Annotated in this window: 12 protein-coding genes; 4 read left to right on the top strand and 8 right to left on the bottom strand. The window is 57.8% G+C overall.

The window, feature by feature from the left end:
* Positions 1–87: 87 nt before the first annotated feature.
* Positions 88–504, top strand: a complete 417-nt coding sequence (locus ACR9YP_RS11375) for a response regulator (RefSeq protein WP_438102038.1) — start codon at positions 88–90, stop codon at positions 502–504.
* A gap of 683 nt (positions 505–1,187) precedes the next feature.
* On the opposite strand, the gene ACR9YP_RS11370 is transcribed toward ACR9YP_RS11375, so the two are convergent.
* Both ACR9YP_RS11370 and ACR9YP_RS11365 read right to left on the bottom strand, forming a co-directional pair.
* On the bottom strand, positions 1,188–1,382 hold the full coding sequence (locus ACR9YP_RS11370) for a 4Fe-4S binding protein (protein WP_438102041.1): 195 nt from the start codon (positions 1,380–1,382) through the stop codon (positions 1,188–1,190).
* Between the two features lie 462 nt (positions 1,383–1,844).
* Positions 1,845–2,627, bottom strand: a complete 783-nt coding sequence (locus ACR9YP_RS11365; protein WP_474221040.1) for an SDR family NAD(P)-dependent oxidoreductase — start codon at positions 2,625–2,627, stop codon at positions 1,845–1,847.
* A 355-nt stretch (positions 2,628–2,982) separates the two neighbouring features.
* On the opposite strand from ACR9YP_RS11365, the gene ACR9YP_RS11360 reads away from it, so the two are divergent.
* A complete protein-coding gene (locus ACR9YP_RS11360; protein WP_474219785.1) occupies positions 2,983–3,402 on the top strand; it encodes a hypothetical protein in 420 nt (139 codons plus the stop codon).
* 82 nt (positions 3,403–3,484) lie between these two features.
* Here the strand turns inward: ACR9YP_RS11360 and tnpC are convergent, their stop codons facing one another.
* The 4 genes from tnpC to queD all read right to left on the bottom strand — a co-directional run bounded on the left by tnpC (position 3,485) and on the right by queD (position 8,496).
* Positions 3,485–5,065: an IS66 family transposase gene (gene tnpC, locus ACR9YP_RS11355; protein ID WP_474221039.1), complete on the bottom strand. Its 1,581-nt coding sequence runs from the start codon at positions 5,063–5,065 to the stop codon at positions 3,485–3,487.
* Between the two features lie 74 nt (positions 5,066–5,139).
* Positions 5,140–5,484, bottom strand: coding sequence for an IS66 family insertion sequence element accessory protein TnpB (tnpB, locus tag ACR9YP_RS11350; protein WP_027556403.1), 345 nt, complete (start codon positions 5,482–5,484; stop codon positions 5,140–5,142).
* Positions 5,481–5,879 carry a transposase gene (locus ACR9YP_RS11345; protein ID WP_474219783.1) on the bottom strand — a complete coding sequence of 133 codons (399 nt, stop codon included), beginning with the start codon at positions 5,877–5,879 and terminating at the stop codon, positions 5,481–5,483. The genes tnpB and ACR9YP_RS11345 overlap by 4 nt, the downstream gene beginning before the upstream one ends.
* Positions 5,880–8,139: 2,260 nt before the next feature.
* Complete coding sequence (queD, locus tag ACR9YP_RS11340; RefSeq protein ID WP_474219782.1) at positions 8,140–8,496, bottom strand: 6-carboxytetrahydropterin synthase QueD; 357 nt, start codon at positions 8,494–8,496, stop codon at positions 8,140–8,142.
* Between the two features lie 553 nt (positions 8,497–9,049).
* Here queD and ACR9YP_RS11335 point away from each other — a divergent pair.
* Entirely contained in the window at positions 9,050–10,021 is a 972-nt protein-coding gene (locus ACR9YP_RS11335; RefSeq protein WP_474219781.1) for a pectinesterase family protein, read from the top strand.
* Positions 10,022–10,193: 172 nt separating this feature from the next.
* On the opposite strand, the gene ACR9YP_RS11330 is transcribed toward ACR9YP_RS11335, so the two are convergent.
* Entirely contained in the window at positions 10,194–11,540 is a 1,347-nt protein-coding gene (locus ACR9YP_RS11330; RefSeq protein WP_474219779.1) for a glycoside hydrolase family 28 protein, read from the bottom strand.
* Between the two features lie 261 nt (positions 11,541–11,801).
* Positions 11,802–13,628, bottom strand: a complete 1,827-nt coding sequence (glmS, locus tag ACR9YP_RS11325; RefSeq protein WP_474219778.1) for a glutamine--fructose-6-phosphate transaminase (isomerizing) — start codon at positions 13,626–13,628, stop codon at positions 11,802–11,804.
* A 1,564-nt stretch (positions 13,629–15,192) separates the two neighbouring features.
* Here glmS and nolL point away from each other — a divergent pair.
* The gene (gene nolL, locus ACR9YP_RS11320; RefSeq protein WP_438102046.1) at positions 15,193–16,308 is read left to right on the top strand and encodes a nodulation factor fucose acetyltransferase NolL; all 1,116 of its coding nucleotides are present in this window, start codon (positions 15,193–15,195) and stop codon (positions 16,306–16,308) included.
* Positions 16,309–16,696 lie beyond the last annotated feature (388 nt).

Here is a 16,696-nt window from a genome sequence, read left to right as displayed (position 1 = left end):
AAAACGACAGCTTTCGTCCGCACACAGCTGGAGAGGCGACGGTACGGAGCTTGCTTGATGCGTTCCGATCAATGCACGGAGGCAATTATGCTGTTCGACACCGAGGCTTATACGAGTAGCGAGCGTCCGACCATTTTCCTGATCGAACCTGATCAGGTCGTGCGTTCCGCGCTCGATTACATCCTACGTGAAGGGTACCAGACACATGCTTTTGCCAATGTGGATGAGGCCATGACGTCGCCAATTAAGACTCCCGACGTAATCCTAGTCGGCATTGCTATTCTGCGCGACCGAGGAGAGGCAGTCGTGGGAGAGCTCGCCAGGGTATTCGTGCGCACCAAGATCCTGCTCGTAGCGGAGCGGAAATCCGATCCTCTGGTGCAGACTGGGCTTGAACGAGGTGCACACGGGTACACCAGCAATCCAATCTCCTTCAATTCTGTTTGCGGAGCCGTCAGGACAGCGTTGGGTGCACCAGTCTTTCCCAACCGCCCCCCGTTCTGATTCCACCTAGGTTCGATTGAGGAGTTCCTTGCGCAGTTTCGGATGGTGCAGTCCCAGCTCGGGATACTCTCGGATGCCCTCCCAATTGCCATAAGCTTCACGCGGGCTCAGCGTATGAGGGTCCGGGCCATAAACCCCCGTCTGAAGACTGCTTCCACCGTGATTTCACAGGACTTATCGCCAGCATCGCGACGTCGCGCAGAGTAATAGCAGCTTTCTCGTCGGTCTTCCGGATCTCAATCGGTCGTGCCGAGGCGAGACGACCGAGGCCTTCGATCTCAGTGTCACCAAGCAATGGATCTGCCGAACTTCCGATCTCGGAATGGACGCGCACCTGGACACGGTCATCATCAGCGAGCGGCAATAGCCCTCCAGCTGCCATTGCTAGCACCTTGGCGAGCTCACTTCTTCTCTGGCAGCTTTCGTTCCTTCAGGACCTTCTTGTGGTGCATCAGGGCTAACGATCGATCGACATCGAAACCGCTTCCTCCGCTCGACTTTTTGTGAGCCCTGGCTATCCATTACTCCGCTTGTCAACCGACGTATCGCGTCCTACTTCGACCACGCGATCTGGCTACAGTGACGACGCCACGCAATTTCAAGATTGATCACGCCGCTCCGGTGGACGCGCGCCGACGATCGACCGATTGAACCCATCGGCGCCAGAATCTTGCTCGGCATTGTCAGGCAGGAACGCATGTGCCCTCGATCGGACAGACGATCGCGCATTGCGGCGAATCGCAATGCCCCTCGCACTCTGTGCACTTTTCCGGATCGATCACATAGATGTCGCGCTTTAGGCTGATCGCGCCGTTCGGACACTCGAACTCACATGCACCGCAAACCGAGCATTGCGAGGCGACGATCTTGTAGGCCATGGATTGCGACTCCTAGGGTTGGGCGGTACGTTCGACATCTCCCTTCAAGCCTCATGCCACACGCAGAGACTAGAACTCTCGACACCGACTTTCCCGGTCGTCGCCAGCGATACAGCACTTGCACCTGTGCCTGTCCCATCATCAGCGCTCGAATTCGGCGACAAATGTCTTCCGCGTGTCGTCGATCTGCGAGCGGCCATTCGCGGGGCTGCTGGCTTGGCTCGGCGGGTCTGCTCGCAGCGCCAGCTGTCACCTTCGGAAAGGAATGTCCGACGAGACTAGACTTTCCCTGCTTCGTGCTGCGCTACGCTGGAAGGCCACATTCACGTTATCGGCCTACCGTAAACCTCTTGTCGCCTTCGTACTTGGCCAGTTTGCAACACTAGAGTTGACATTGCACGACGGACACCGACATCTTGTCTTGATTAGCGCAGCAACCCGCCACTAGCCACTCCGGCAGTATCAAACGTGTTGTCCGCCATTGATCGGCACTTCCGCACCTGTGACGTAACTCGCGGCGCTCGAGCAAAGGAAAAAAATAACCTTCGCGACTTCGTCCGGAGTGCCGACACGGTGTAGCGGTATGACCGGCGCCAACTTCGCTTCAGTTTCAGGTGACAGAATGTCGGTCTTGATCTCGCCCGGCGCGATCGCGTTGACCCGAATACCATACGGAGCGTAGTCATGCGCCATCTCGCGCGTGAGGCAGGCCAGCGCCGCCTTGGAGGTCGCATAAGCAGTTCCTGCGAAAGGATGCACACGAGTGCCAACGATTGAGGTGACATTGACGATCGAGCCGGATGCCACTTTCAATTCTTCGAATAGACCTTGGGCAAGTAAAATCGGAGCGACCAAATTGACGTGAAACACCCTCATCCACGTTTCGACAGATGTTGTTAGCGAACTCAGCCGACTGCCGTCTGGTGCCTTGGGAGAAATCCCAGCATTGTTGACTAGGGCGTGAAGCGGGTCTCCGTCGAGTCGCGCTCTGATCTCGGTAATCGCCCGCGGCAATGCGGCATGATCGCTTAGTTCCACCTGCACGTGATTGTTGATTCCGGAATCCCATGGACATCGACTGCTATCGAAAGGCTGTCGAGAGCAGGAGATAATTCGCCAACCGGCTTCGGAGAATAATCTACCTGTAGCGTGACCAATGCCGCGCGAGGCACCGGTCAGTACAACAGTCTTCCGTTCGCCAAGTCGCGCGTGCGACTTATCGTCGTGAAATGGACACAGCGCCAGATTCGGCGCGGAGGTCGGACCAGTAACACTGTTTCCATCTAACCTATGAAGAGGCAAGCGAGCTCCCTAAAACATGATGAGATAAGCAACGTTGGCATCTTGCAGGAAGGTTTGCAAAAATTGGACCATGGCAGGTAATGCGCGAAACCATTCTGTCTTTTCGGATACTTTCTCGGTTTGAAGCAAAGAGCTCCGTCTGCCTTTCACACTACATTGTAAGCGTCGAGCTGAAGCCGTTTGGGGATAGCGATCTTTTGGCGTGGATATCGATGCCCCGGAGATTGACGCCGATATGGCCGAATGGTGGGTTTTTTAGACTCAACCGCGAGCCCTGCCGATGTCTATCGAGTCCCAGTTGCGCGAGAAGTTGCGGAAGATCGAGGCTCTTTTCGCGGGGGCCGGAACGGCCGGCGAGCGGCTCGCGGCGGAAGCGGCGCTACAGCGTGTGCGGGAGCGTTTGACGGAACTTGGTCGGCAAGATCCGTCAATTGAGATGCAGTTCTCGATGCCGGATCAATGGTCGCGCCATCTGTTTCTCGCCTTGTGCCGGCGTTACGGCATGAAGCCCTATCGCTATTATCGGCAGCGGCGCAACACGGTCATGGTTCGCGCACCCAAACGGTTCCTCGATCAGGTTCTGTGGCCGGAGTTCTCCGAGCTTGACCAGGCCCTGCAAGCCTATCTTCATCAAGTGACATTGCGCGTGATCCGCGATGAGGTCTTTGCCGACGCGAGCGAGGCGCAGGAGATTCCGGAGGCGCTGCCACCGAACTGATGGATGCGGTCAGCGGCCGACGCCAGGGTCATGATATGATCTTCGTCGCCGGCGATCGATGGGGCAGGCCAGCTGAGGCCGTTCAGGATTTGAAGCTCCACGGCATGAGCTGGTCGATGTTCGAGATCGGCCAGCCTTGAGCGATGCGCTCAAGAGTCTGCCTGAGCCAGGCCTGTGGATCGACCTCGTTCATTTTTGCGGTCTGCAAAAGTGTGGCGACGGTCGCCCAGGTCCGACCACCGCCAGCGGATCCTGCGAACAATGCATTCTTCCGAGTAATTATTTGCGGTCGGATGGCGCGTTCGACAATGTTGGAATCGATTTCGACACGCCCATCGCTCAGGAAGCGCTCGAGCGCAGCCCGCCTGGAGATAGCGTAACGGATTGCCTCGGCGAGTTTTGATTTCCTCGACAGGCGCGGCAGTTCCGCTTCCCACAGCTCGAACAGCCTCGCGACAATGGCGGCGGACTTTTCCTGGCGGGCCTTCACCCGTGTTGCAGGATCCTTGCCGCGGATGTCCTCTTCGACCTTCCAGAGCGCCGCCATAGTCGTGATCGTCTGCGTCGCCAGGTGCGAGCTTTCGTTCACATGCAGTTCGTAGAACCGCCTCCTGACATGGGCAAAACAGGCGGCCAGGGTCACGCCATCATTGGCGCCGGCGCCTTTGGCGAGCCGGTTGTAGGCCGCATAACCGTCCACCTGCAGCAGGCCGCCAAAGCCTGCCAGATGACGCGCGACACAATCACCGCTTCGGCTGTCTTCGAAGCGATAGGCCACCATTGGCGGATCTGCGCCGCCGAAGGGTCTGTCGTCCCGAGCATAGGCCCATAACCAGGCCTTTTGGGTCTTGCCGGAACCGGGAGCCAACGTCGGCAACGTGGTCTCATCGGCAAAGATTCGTTCGCCCTGTTTGATCTTCTCCAGAACGTAGTCGGCCAGAGGCTGCAGTTCGAAGCCAACCTTGCCCATCCACTGCGCCATCAGCGAACGGTCCAGCTCGACCTTGTCCCGCGCATAGATGGCCTCCTGCCGATAGAGCGGCAGACCATCGGCATATTTGGCGACGGCGATCTGGGCCAGCAGCGCCTCGGTGGGGATGCCGCTCTCGATGATATGGGGTGGCGCCGGCGCCTGGATCACGCCGTCGCGATTCCTGTAGGCGTATTTCGGGCGGCGCGTGACGATCAGGCGGAACTTCGCCGGCATCACGTCCAGACGCTCCGACACGTCCTCGCCGATCAGAACCTTCTCCAGCCCTTCGCAGCCTGCGGGACTCTCAGGTTCGATGACAATCTCAACTCGCTCCAGATGAGCCGCGAAGCCCTTCCGCGGACGCGGCGCACGTTTCGGCTTGTTCTGAACGGCGCTTTCGAGCTCGGCTTCGATCGCTGCCATCCCGGTCTTTATTTCGTCGAACACGAAGGCGTGCTGCGCCTCGCTCAATGTCGCGCCGCGCAGGCGCTCCGAGCGAGTGCCGTAGCGCGACCGCTCCAGCATCCTCACGATCGCCGTCAGCGTCGCGATCCGCTCGTCGGCCGTCTTGTTCGCCACTTCGAGATGACTGTTGCGTGCCTCCAGCAGCGCCCTCTGGTCAGCCATGGCGACGATGATCGCCTTGAGGGCATCAACATCGTCGGGAAGCTCCGCAACCGCCCTCGTCATCACCGCCATCACAGCATGTTCGCGGCCGGTTTCCCAAACTTTCCAAAGCCCTGATTCAAAATGCCACAGGTTTTTCAGCCCATCGATTGCGGCCGCTTCACAGCCACCGGTCGGACTTTCGTCCAGTCCAGCCCATCGACCAGCGCAAGCAACTGTGCATGGTTCAACTGCACCGTGGCCGGCCCAATCCGGGGCCAGCAGAACTGCGCTTCCTCAAGCGTTTTGGCGAACAGACATACCCCCGTGCCATCAAACCAAACCGCCTTGATCCGGTCCGCTCTTTTCGAACGGAATACGTAGAGCGCCCCACTGAACGGATCTGCACCACCGTCCCGCACCAGAGCCATCAAGCCGGTCGCCCCCTTGCGGAAGTCAACCGGTGTGCTCGCGACATAAACCTGCACGCCGGCCGGGATCATGCCTTGCGAACCGCCCGCATCACATCGACAAGCCGGTCAGCCCCGACGTCAGGGCCCGCGTGCACCACCACATCGCCGATAACAATTTCTACCATGTCGCTCCGCATCGCTTCAAAGCGCGCAAATTTGACCGGCTTGCTCGGAGCTGCGGCCAATGGCACGACCACCCCGGACGCCTTCGCCTTGCGACGCCACGCGAAAAGTTGCGACGGATCGAGCCCATTTGACCGCGCAATCGCCGATACATTCGCTCCGGCAACCAGCGTCTCTCCCACGATCCTCGCCTTCTCCTCATCCGACCATGACCGGTAACTGCGCGCCGGACTGCTCGACAGCCGCACAGGGCTCGCCGTGAGAACTTCGAAGCTTCTAGTATCAGACATACGTTCGCTCACAGGATTCTCCTTGCACAACACCAGGAGATTCTCTGCTATTCGAACACGCAGCGCTACGTGGGGTCTCCTACGCGCTTACACTACATTCAGTGCCAGAACTCGGCGCTCTTCGAAGCACCTGAAAAGGCGCGTTTACTCCAAAGCTGCTTAAATTTCATGGCATGCTGCTAGAGGCAGCACTCAAATCCCATCAAACGCCCTATGAGAATGCGATCGATAGGACATCCACGCATCGGCTCGCAGCCAACCGAGGCGCCCGGCGCACTTTTACCATTCGTAAAATGCGCCGGGTCCCGCCTCTGCACCACCAGTACATCCGTGATGATGCTGCTCTGACTGACGCGAGCAGCGTGGCGAAACTGAGGCTACTAGACCGGCTCTACAGCGCTGAGAGACAATTTGAGATAACACTTCGAAAGAGCTTGAATCGCACGTAGCGTAAATTGGTACAATCTCAGATTCTGCGTTTGCACGCCAACAAGACTGGCTAGGGGCAAAGATCAGGCTGACGTACGTCAACGAATCCACTGATCGAGCTAGAAAGATCCGTCGCTACTTTCGGATCGACGACGATAGCGCAACGAGCAAGTTTGAGATCACCGTCAATCCGACGTTCACCGCGATCCGGCGCTGCAAAGTCATGAGATCGCATCTGGCGGTGTCGCCTATTTTCTGTCGAGCACCACGACGATTGACGCACTCTGGGAATTCCACGATTGCCGATACGAAAGCGTGCGACCGCTTGTGAGTGGCCTCACTATCATTCGGTACATGCGGCGCATGGATTTGGCTAGCACTGTGCGGGTGCATGCTTTGGCTCCGAGGTCGTCGAGCCAACTGTCTTCCGGCATTACGCGCCGACCTATGGAACGTGGGCTCCCGACGACACGATCGAATATCTGATCCGGCAGCCAGTGCCCACAAGGAGACCACCTCCATAACCGCAAGGTGTCCAGGACGTGGAGAAAATTACGGCGCTATGACTTCATGGCGCCGTGCGTTCGCACCCAACTTGCGAACGCGACAAAGGAAAGCAGGCACCACATCACAATGGCCAGCGGCCATAGGGAAGAATGGGTCGTTGCGACTTGTTCTGTTTGCGCCTCTGGCTCTCTGTCTCCTCTCCAAGCTTTCCACGACCGCAAGGCTTGAGGCGACATCGCTTCATCAAAGTCACGAAGGCTAGTTTCGTCCACGGCTAAATTCCCTTTTGTCGCCAAACCTGATCAGAGTCGTGAAGCCTGTCTTCGGCTATAGGTGATGTAAAGGCCGCCTCACGCATTTGCGTACCCGGCAAGACGGCTTGAGCCGCCTCGTTGATTCTTTGTGCGAGCAACGGCTTGGCAATCAGAGGCCACGCGAGCACACAAGCTCCATCATTGCTACGGAGGCAGGAGCGAGGGCGATTGGCAAAGTTCGGCGAGTCCGGAGGATAACCCTCATGAACGCGTACGAGGGACTTGCGGCTCCTTGCCTTTACCAGCACTTTCCGCCACGAATTCGGTGTATGCACCCCGATCTACTCTGAGCTTGCCGCTGAGTGACAGGAGAAGCATCCGTTACTCAGAGGTCCATCGATGGCTTATCGGCTATCGCACCTACGGCACCCAGAAAATGGACGTTGGGAGGATATCAGACGACGCCCCCATTCCGGCACGGCAGAGGTCTTCCGAAGCTAATCCAGAAGAAGGAACTCAGACGGAGGAGAAACCGCTTTCCCGTCTAGGGCGAGCAGCAAACGCAACCCACCCGCGACGCATGCGCGGCTTGATTCGCGCCTCCGCACACTGTGAGAAATCATATCTTGCTCACCTTTCGTCAAGTCCGAACCGCCTACGGCAGGTTATACAACGTGACGTTACGTGAGATTCAAGCTCCATTAGGTCTGCGCGCAAATGTTGCAGAGGCCGCTTTGACAGACGAGCGTCGCCTCAGATTCGCCATGCTGCTTGATTCATTGGAGACGACGTTGCCGTGAATGCATTGGCAATGTCTCGCGGACCGGCGCACTTTCATCCTGGCGAGGTGCGACGGTCCGCTTCCGCCGTTTTGCTCCTGCGGCGCCTTCTCGCGTCGTAAGCGCACGGACTGACCGTGATGCTGGCTCCGTGTCGACGAGCGTGATCGGTAAGTTGGTCCAGCAAGCTGGCTGTGCGATCGGCGTTCGCGTCGCGCCGCACGACCACTCGTCTATCGCTGTCGTTAAGAGCGGATCCTGGAGGAGAAAAGCTGAGAAACGCTCGTAAGAGACAGGTTTATGTCAACGTCCGTCATATTCGGCCCAGGCATCAGACGTTTCATAGACCCGGACGCACGAGATCTGGGGAAATTTGCGATGCAATCTTTCCCAGATCCAAACAGCAAGGTTTTCTGCCGTAGGATTATACAATCCTTCGACCTCATTCAGATATCGATGATCAAGTGCATTTACGATTTCGACAAAGGACTCCTCCAGATCAAAAAAATCGACGATGAATCCGGTGACCGGGTCCACGGGCCCATCTAGTTGCACCTCGATTCGATAGGAGTGCCCGTGCATGCGGCTGCACCTGTGCGTGGGCGGCACGTTGGGGAGGCAGTGGGCTGCCCCAAACTTGAACGCTTGTGATATCCTCATTGGTTCTCAGATGCGACACGCACTGTCGCGCCATCAATCACCACCGGTGGCACCATGCAACCCGACTTTTCGGGTCACTTCACACTGATTGGCACAGCTCTTGTCCCCACAAGCGGTGCTGCACTGCCCCGCTGTTCAAGCTGACGAGAAGCCGAACTTGTCAGAGCATGGCCCGGACCAGCCGGTGAGTTTTTCATCTGAACTCACCGCCAGCGACTGCAACAAGGCTATTGTCGTTGACGGGCTCTTGCCGTCTACGAGCAATGGGCGTGCCATGCCCTGCAAGCAGCCGATTGGAAGAAAAACGCAACGATTTTCGTCGACCAGCGAAGGAGTTTCACCCTAATGTCGTGTTTCCGACATGAACATCCGGCGCGATCATGCATTCACGACTGAATTGCCGACGGTGCTATCCAAATGTGAAATGGGGAAGAAGCTGCTAGGAAGATGCGGGTACATAAGGTTTGAATGAGCATCGCGTCCAGATCAATCCTAAGCGCCCACAGTAGAACGCTTAGCCTTACGAAGAGAGAGCGTTGTGCGACTTTTCTTGATGTACGTCGCCGTTCTGGCCAGCTGGTTCCACGTTTCGGACGCACATGCTGAGCGACTTTTGGTTTCGCAAACCGGCCACGTGGGCTATCGCTCCGTTCAGGAGGCGGTAGACGCGTTGCCGCCTCGAGGCGGCGACATTTTAATCGCGCCGGGCATCTATCGCGAGAAGGTCAAGGTTGCCAAGCCTGGTGTTCACATCAGAGGCGGCGGCGACAAGCCGGAGGACACGGTGGTCGTCTACGGTGACGGCGCCATTAAAGTGGGTGGAACCGTTCATTCAGCCACCATGGAAGCATCAGGCGATGACTTCCGGCTCGACAATGTGACGATACAAAACGAATACTCCTTGGATCCGGCGAATCCGCCGTCGCAGGCGGTGGCGTTGTCTCTTACCGGCGACAAGGACGTTATCACCCGCGTCCGGCTGCTCGGCGCACAGGATACACTGTTCGCCAACAAAGGGCCGCACGGCCGCCCTACACGGCAATACTTTTCGGACTGCTACATTGAGGGACATGTCGACTACATATTTGGCAACTCCAAAGCCTATTTCCAGCGTTGTGAGCTGCACGGCATCGCCAACCAGGCTGTGGTGTATACAGCACAAAGCAAAGACTCGCCGGGCGAAGACAGCGCCTACGTTTTCGACCATTGCATCCTGACCGCCGATCGCGCCGCACACAGCATCGCCCTTGGCCGGCCTTGGCGCTCTTACGCTACAGTGATCTTTTTATCCACCCGGATGAATGCGCCGGTCATCGCCGAGGGCTGGAGCGAGTGGGATCGCACCAAGACCAACAGGCTGAAGACCGCTTACTATGCCGAATACAAATCCACCGGTATCGGCGCCAATCCCAAAGGACGGGAACCTTATTCCCATCAGCTGACCGACCATGAAGCCAAGCAATGGTCGCTCAGAGCGTTCTTTGCTGATGACACGACCTGGCTGCCGAACCCACCATCAAGATAGGGAAGCTATGAGGCGTTCGTGGAATTCTGGTCCATCTACACTGGATCTGCCGCACACACCTGTGCACCGCTCCCCTCGTGAACTTCGTCAGCTAATCGGAAGCGCCGATCATATCCGATGAGACGATCGGGCCGGGACGGTATCAGATAGCCCAGCTACCTTTAGAGCCCTGCTACTCTGGTTGGTCCAGTGCACCGAAGCAACAGGTTCTATGGGGGGCGTTGCCGATCGTGCGTTTGCTGGCTGTTTTGAAGAATGCCTTTGCACAGCCTTTCCATGCGCTAAACGATACTTGGCCTTGGCCACCCCGCAAGGGCGGCCAAACGTCTGAACCTACCACATTTGCATTTTCCACCTGCCAAGTCGCGCTATCGGAAAATCGCACATCATCGAGCTCAATCTCGAGCGGATGGCCTCCATCGAGTCCGTGCATCACCAGCGCACCAGCCCCGCCACGCACGTGGCGCACAGCGATTTGTCGATAGACCGGAATTTCGTCGCCGTGCGCCTGGGGATCATAGCGTGTATCGAAGTAAATAGGCCATCGGTTCTTCCGCAGGCACACGTCTTCATAGGTGACCCTCTCCACCAGGCCACCCCGGCTGACATCACTCTTAATGCGCAGGCCAGATGTCGTGCCGTCCAGGGTCAGGCCGTGCACCAGTATGTCGCTGACACCTGAGTTAACCTCGCTACCGATGGACATACCATGCCCCCAGCCGAAGTAGTTGTCGATGATGGAAATATAGCGGGCGGGACCATTGCTTCCGGCTTTGATAGCGACATTGTCGTCTCCAGTACGGATCTGACAGTGGGCAATTGTCACATCCTGGCTGGCGCCAGGATCGATGCCGTCTGTGTTGCGGGCATCCGCCGGTGTATCGATTGTCACGCCCCAAAAGGTCGCGCCTTCGACCCGGTTCATCGCCACATGGAAATTGGGCGCATTACGCAGTGTGATGCCATGGAAAGTAATGTCCTGGGCATGGTCGATCTGGATGAGGCGCGGGACGTTCTGTTTGCCACCTTCAGTTTGTGCGCGCCGTGCCAGCTGCCACCAACTCTCGCCCGCGCCGGCCATGAGCGCGCCGCCCTGGCCGTCGATGATGCCATCGCCATAGATGCCGCCCCCCTGCGTTTTGAAGAAGCTAATGAATGGCCGGCAGCCGTCGCCCTTGCCTCCGATGCGACCACAATTTCCCAAGCCTCTGTCATAGGCCTTCGGCTGAGCGAGAGCGATAAGCGTGGCGTTACGCTCGATCCATAGCATCACTCCGGATTTCATCTCGAGGGGGCCCGACAGGAAGATACCGCCCGCCAAATAAACCGCCGATCCAGAGGGACAGTGAGCAATGGCATCTTGCAGTCTATCAGTGACGCTTTCGTTCGATGGCGCCAGCCGGGTGCAGATATGGCTAGGTGCGATGGGCTCGGCGACAGTGCGCCTATCCTTGGCTTGTGCAAGACCCATGACGGCAAGCATCGACAGGAAAGCCCAAGAGTGCAAACGGCCCAACATAAGAACTCTCATCTTGCGGACTCTGCCTACGTCGTCGATCTACTCCGAATGCCGAACCCACAGCTGCCGTAGCCTTCCGTCTGAAGAGCTAGAACGGACGAACGTGTGGCACGTCCACGCGACACAGAAACAAAAGGCGGGTCTGCGTCAGGCGGCGCCCGCCAGCAACTTAAACTTCTGTCGCCCTCAATCGATGTGAAATGCGCAGTCATGAGGGTCCACAAATTTGAAGACCAGGAAGAATTGGCCCGATCTGTCGGCTTATTCGACGGTCACGGATTTGGCGAGATTACGCGGCTGGTCGACGTCGGTGCCCATCACAACGGCCGTGTGGTAAGCGAGTAGTTGCACCGGGATGGCATAGACCATCGGCGTGACGGCGTCCGCCATATCAGGCATGATGATGGTGGCGAGCGAATCCACCGTCGCCTCCGCTGCGCCCTTGGAGTCCGTCATCAGGATGATGTTGCCGCCGCGGGCGGCGACTTCCTGCATGTTGGAGACGGTCTTCTCGAATACGCGATCGTGGGGCGCTATCACCACGACCGGCACGGTCTCGTCGATCAGCGCGATCGGTCCGTGCTTGAGCTCGCCGGCGGCGTAGCCCTCGGCATGGATGTAGGAGATCTCCTTCAACTTCAGGGCGCCTTCGAGCGCCAGCGGGAAGCTGGTGCCGCGGCCAAGATAGAGCACGTCGCGCGACTTGGCGATCCTGTGCGAAAGCTTCTCGATCTGCAGCTCTGTGGTGAGCGCGTCCGCCATCAGGCGCGGAACCTCGACCAGGCCGTGCACCAGCTTGGTCTCGTCTTCCTCGGACAATTCGCCGCGCGCCTTGCCGGCCGCGACGGCGAGCGAGGCGAGCACCATGAGCTGGCAGGTGAAGGCTTTTGTCGAGGCAACGCCTATCTCGGGACCAGCGAGCGTCTGGAGCACCGTCTCGCTCTCACGCGCGATCGTCGAGGTCGGCACGTTGACGACGGCGAGCGTGTGCACGCCTTCGGCCTTGGCGTAGCGGAGCGCGGCGAGCGTGTCGGCGGTCTCGCCCGACTGCGAAATGAAGATCGCCAGATCGCCCTTGCGCAAGGGGGACTCGCGGTAGCGGAACTCGGACGCGACGTCGACCTCGACCGGCAGGCGCGCCGTGTGCTCAAACCAGTACTTTGCGACATAGCCAGCGTAGCTCGCGGTGCCGCAGGCCGTGATCGTGACGCGCTGGATGTCGCGGAAGTCGAATGGCAGCTTCACCGGCAGCGACACGCGCTCGGTGGCCATGTCCACATAGCGGGCCAGAGTATGGCCAACAACCTCGGGCTGCTCGTGGATTTCCTTCGCCATGAAGTGGCGGTAGTTGGCCTTGTCGACCAGCGAGGTCGAGGCCACATGCTTAATCTTGTCGCGCTGGACGGCGCAGCCCCCCTTGTCGAAGATGACAACGCTGTTGCGAGTCAGCACGACCCAGTCGCCGTCCTCGAGATAGCTGATCGTGTCGGTGAACGGGCCGAGCGCGATTGCGTCCGAGCCCAGGAACATCTCGCCATCGCCGTAGCCGACCGCGAGTGGCGGTCCGTTGCGAGCGCCGATCATCAGGTCGCCCTCGCCCGCGAAAATGAAGCCGAGCGCGAAGGCGCCGCGCAGCCGGCTCAAGGCGAACTTCACCGCCTCGACCGGCTTGTTGCCGTGCGCGAGCAGATCGTCGACCAGATGCAGCACGACCTCGGTGTCGGTCTCGGTGCGAAATACCGTACCCTTTGCTTCGAGATCCTCGCGCAACTCGCGGAAATTCTCGATGATGCCGTTATGGACCACCGCGACGCGCACGGTGGCGTGCGGATGGGCATTATGCTCGGTCGGCTTGCCGTGGGTGGCCCAGCGGGTGTGACCGATGCCGGTCGTCCCCTTCAGCGGCATCTCGCGCAGCCTTGCCTCGAGGTTCTTCAGCTTGCCTTCGGCGCGGCGGCGCTCCAGGTGGTCGCTTTCGAGCGTGGCAACACCTGCAGAGTCGTAGCCGCGATATTCAAGCCGCTTGAGCGAAGCCACCAGTTGCTCTGCAACCGGTTCGCGACCGAGAATGCCGACAATCCCGCACATGCGGATCAATTTCCTCCGACCTTTGACAAGATAATTCTCAACTCCGCGTCGCCGTTTTGCGACACTGGATTGCGCTCGCTAACAGACAAGTTTGACGCGCTCGCTGTCGGACCGTTATTCTCATAGGGGTCTATTCATTAGTTTCGGCTCGCCGAACCGCAGCGCCGCCTTGACGAACATGACCGAATACCAGCACGCAACTGTCGCAAATGAAACGACAGTTTCGAGGTAGATCAAATAGCCAAGTGCGAGCCCATCGATACTCCATTTGGTCGCGAGCCGATGCACGCATGGTCTCTTCTCCCGATAATGACGATAGCAATTGTAGTCGCAATAGGGTTGCCGCGTGGACATCTCTCGCAAGTAACCGATCCCTAGCGGTCGATGACAGTCGACACAGGTCGACCCGCTGCTAGGAGTCCTATGATTTACGAGTATGAACTTCACGAATTGCCGATCGCGCCGAGGATCGTTCATGATGCACCAGCCCCGTTTTCAAAAGAGGTGCACCGCGCCTGCCGGAATGAAGCGAATAGCTGATTGGGGCCTCCGCCTTCATGCTCTCGCTCATACTCGGCCCGCAAAAGAAGCCCGGCCCCTTTCGGTGGCCGGGCAGAAGTCAGTCTCGGAGGAGCGACGCTGCTACACATCGCACCAGCTTCCACCGGCAGAGGGAGGGCTGCTACCGGCGGTCCATATGCGGCAAGGGCATTCGCCGCTAACCTTAGCCACAGAAGGCCGATATCCGCTTCCAACGTAATGTTGTATTTCTTTCTTCTGTTCCATTAGACCGTTTAAGGAACTCGACCTCATGCTCGCCAGCACGCAGCTCTTGTGACAATGCTCAGTTCTTGCGCTACGGCCCGTCGTATCGAACAGTGAGAGACACCGAACGAGATAGACCGCACGAGCGCTTAGGTTATGCGCGCTCGCTACTGAACGTTCTCGCGCGCCGCCGAAGATCGATGACCATTCAGATTAGACCGAAAGCTCTTCCAACGAGGCTTTTGTTATGCAAGATCCGACAGGATTGGTAAAATCGATTGTGTTGATGGACCGCATCCACGCCATGGATAGTGCAGCTACTCTCATTCGGCTCTCTGAGATCGCCCGGCTACAGCATCTGACAACCATCGGGCCGGCGCGCACTCTGGCCTAAGCTCGGCTCTACTCGCAGACTTGCGCGAACAGCAATGACACGCACCATCTAAAGCCGCTCGACGCCCCCGAATCCCGTTTTCAGGACGCGGAAGAGCATAATCACAAGTTGCTGACTACAGGCCCTGCGAATTCAGTCTTAGGGATACCGAGGCGTTTTCTTGCATGGCAACCCCAGACATCCGCCGCAATAAATCCCGTTTAGCCGTTGCGGTGTACACCTTTCCACGTTCAGGATTGACAAAGGACCCATTGCTATGAGAGCCCGTCTGCCAGTATCCGGAGAACCAGAAATGCTATGAAAGCGTTCTGCTGCCTCTGTCGCTGCTCGCAAGAGCCGCGGTCATCTTCGTTGATGAATGGAACCGGCAACGACGCGCGCATGGAACGAATAGTTAGAACTTTGATGCCTGATCAAACACCCACAGCCGTAACAGAACGCAAATCGACTTCACCCGACAGAGACCTGCGCTTTGATTTCGCTAAAGGAGTTCTCATTCTTTTGGTGATCCTCGGCCATCTATTACAATACATCATCTACAGAGATAATGAGTATTGGTATTCGCCATACTTCAAATCAATCTACATGTTTCACATGCCTCTCTTTATGGGAATAAGCGGATATCTCTCCTCGGGCGCACTTCTGCGAAAAACGTTCACTCGGGGCCTCAAGGAGCGCGCGACCCAGTTACTGTTGCCTGTGCTTTTCTGGTGCACGCTCATGGAAGCAGTTAAGTTGGCCGCATTTTCGCCCGCCGCAGCAAGCGGTCTGCTGGGCCTTCCAAGCGAGTTCGCAGGCGCATACTGGTTCGTTTGGGCAAACTTTGCTTCTTTTCTTCTCATTGGGCTTCTCACCGCCGCCGGTCTGGGTTCGACAAGGATCATATCCATATCTGCAGTCCTGGTCGCGTTCGCGCCCGTCACACTTTCGATAGCTCCGTTGATTAGGTACACCTATCCATTTTTTTGCCTCGGGTTCTTGCTCGCCAGGTCTTCCGACTGGCGGACGAGCGCTCTTCTACGTCACAGATCGATTCTATTCTTCTTACTCTCTGGTCTGGCTCTCGTATGCTTCCTTGCTTGGGGCAAGGAGACCTACGTCTACAACAATCTCGTCCTGATTCACGATGCGCAGTCGGCCAAACAAGTATTGCTGATGTTCATTGGCTCTGCAGCTGCCTCTGCTGTCGCCGTTGAGATGGTGCTGCGATGCTGGCAAATTGGCCGTTCAAGTCGGATTGCTCGCTTTATCGCGGTGGAGCTGGGTCAGAGCACCCTGGTTCTTTACCTGGTTCAAGCAAGCCTCTTTCGTCTCATGGACCTCGTCCAATTTGGAGAACTCTGGGATCTTCCGACTAGAATCGCTGTCGCAATTGTGCTTGGCATGGCGATCGTTATCATCGCGATAATTGTTCGCTGGAGTGTGGACGACCTTGGCTTCATGTCGCGACTGGTCCTCGGAGCGAGGCCACGCTCAACTCTGCCAAACACTCAATCTGCTATGCCGAACGGTACGAACTAATGCTCGCCCGTTGATTTTTTCCATGGACACTTGGCGAAAGCCTTGCGCAACTTACAAGCGATAGCTGACACAAGCGCAAGACTCGGCGTCCTCGCGCAAGCGCAACCCTGACTTTTCTCGACGTCGGCTGTCGCGGCTCGGGTTCTCGTGAAGCTTGTCTCTACAATTAAGTTGGACGTGAGATACGCGAATGGGCGTGATCACCGACGACGCGTTGGAAAGCGCGTTGTAGACCTACGATAGCGATCGTACCCCGGCAGCGACAAGATGCCGTCCGTGTAAGCCCTCCGTTTCCCGCAACGAGTTGAAACGGGCAACTCCTGTTGCAGCAATCTGTCGGACCTGATCGGCAGCGCAACGAAGTTGGTCGCGCTGCAGTAACTGCTAG

Source organism: Bradyrhizobium sp. BR14999 (genome assembly GCF_056106085.1).
Note: the sequence above shows the minus strand (reverse complement) of the source record. Positions and strands in the feature narration are given on the sequence as shown.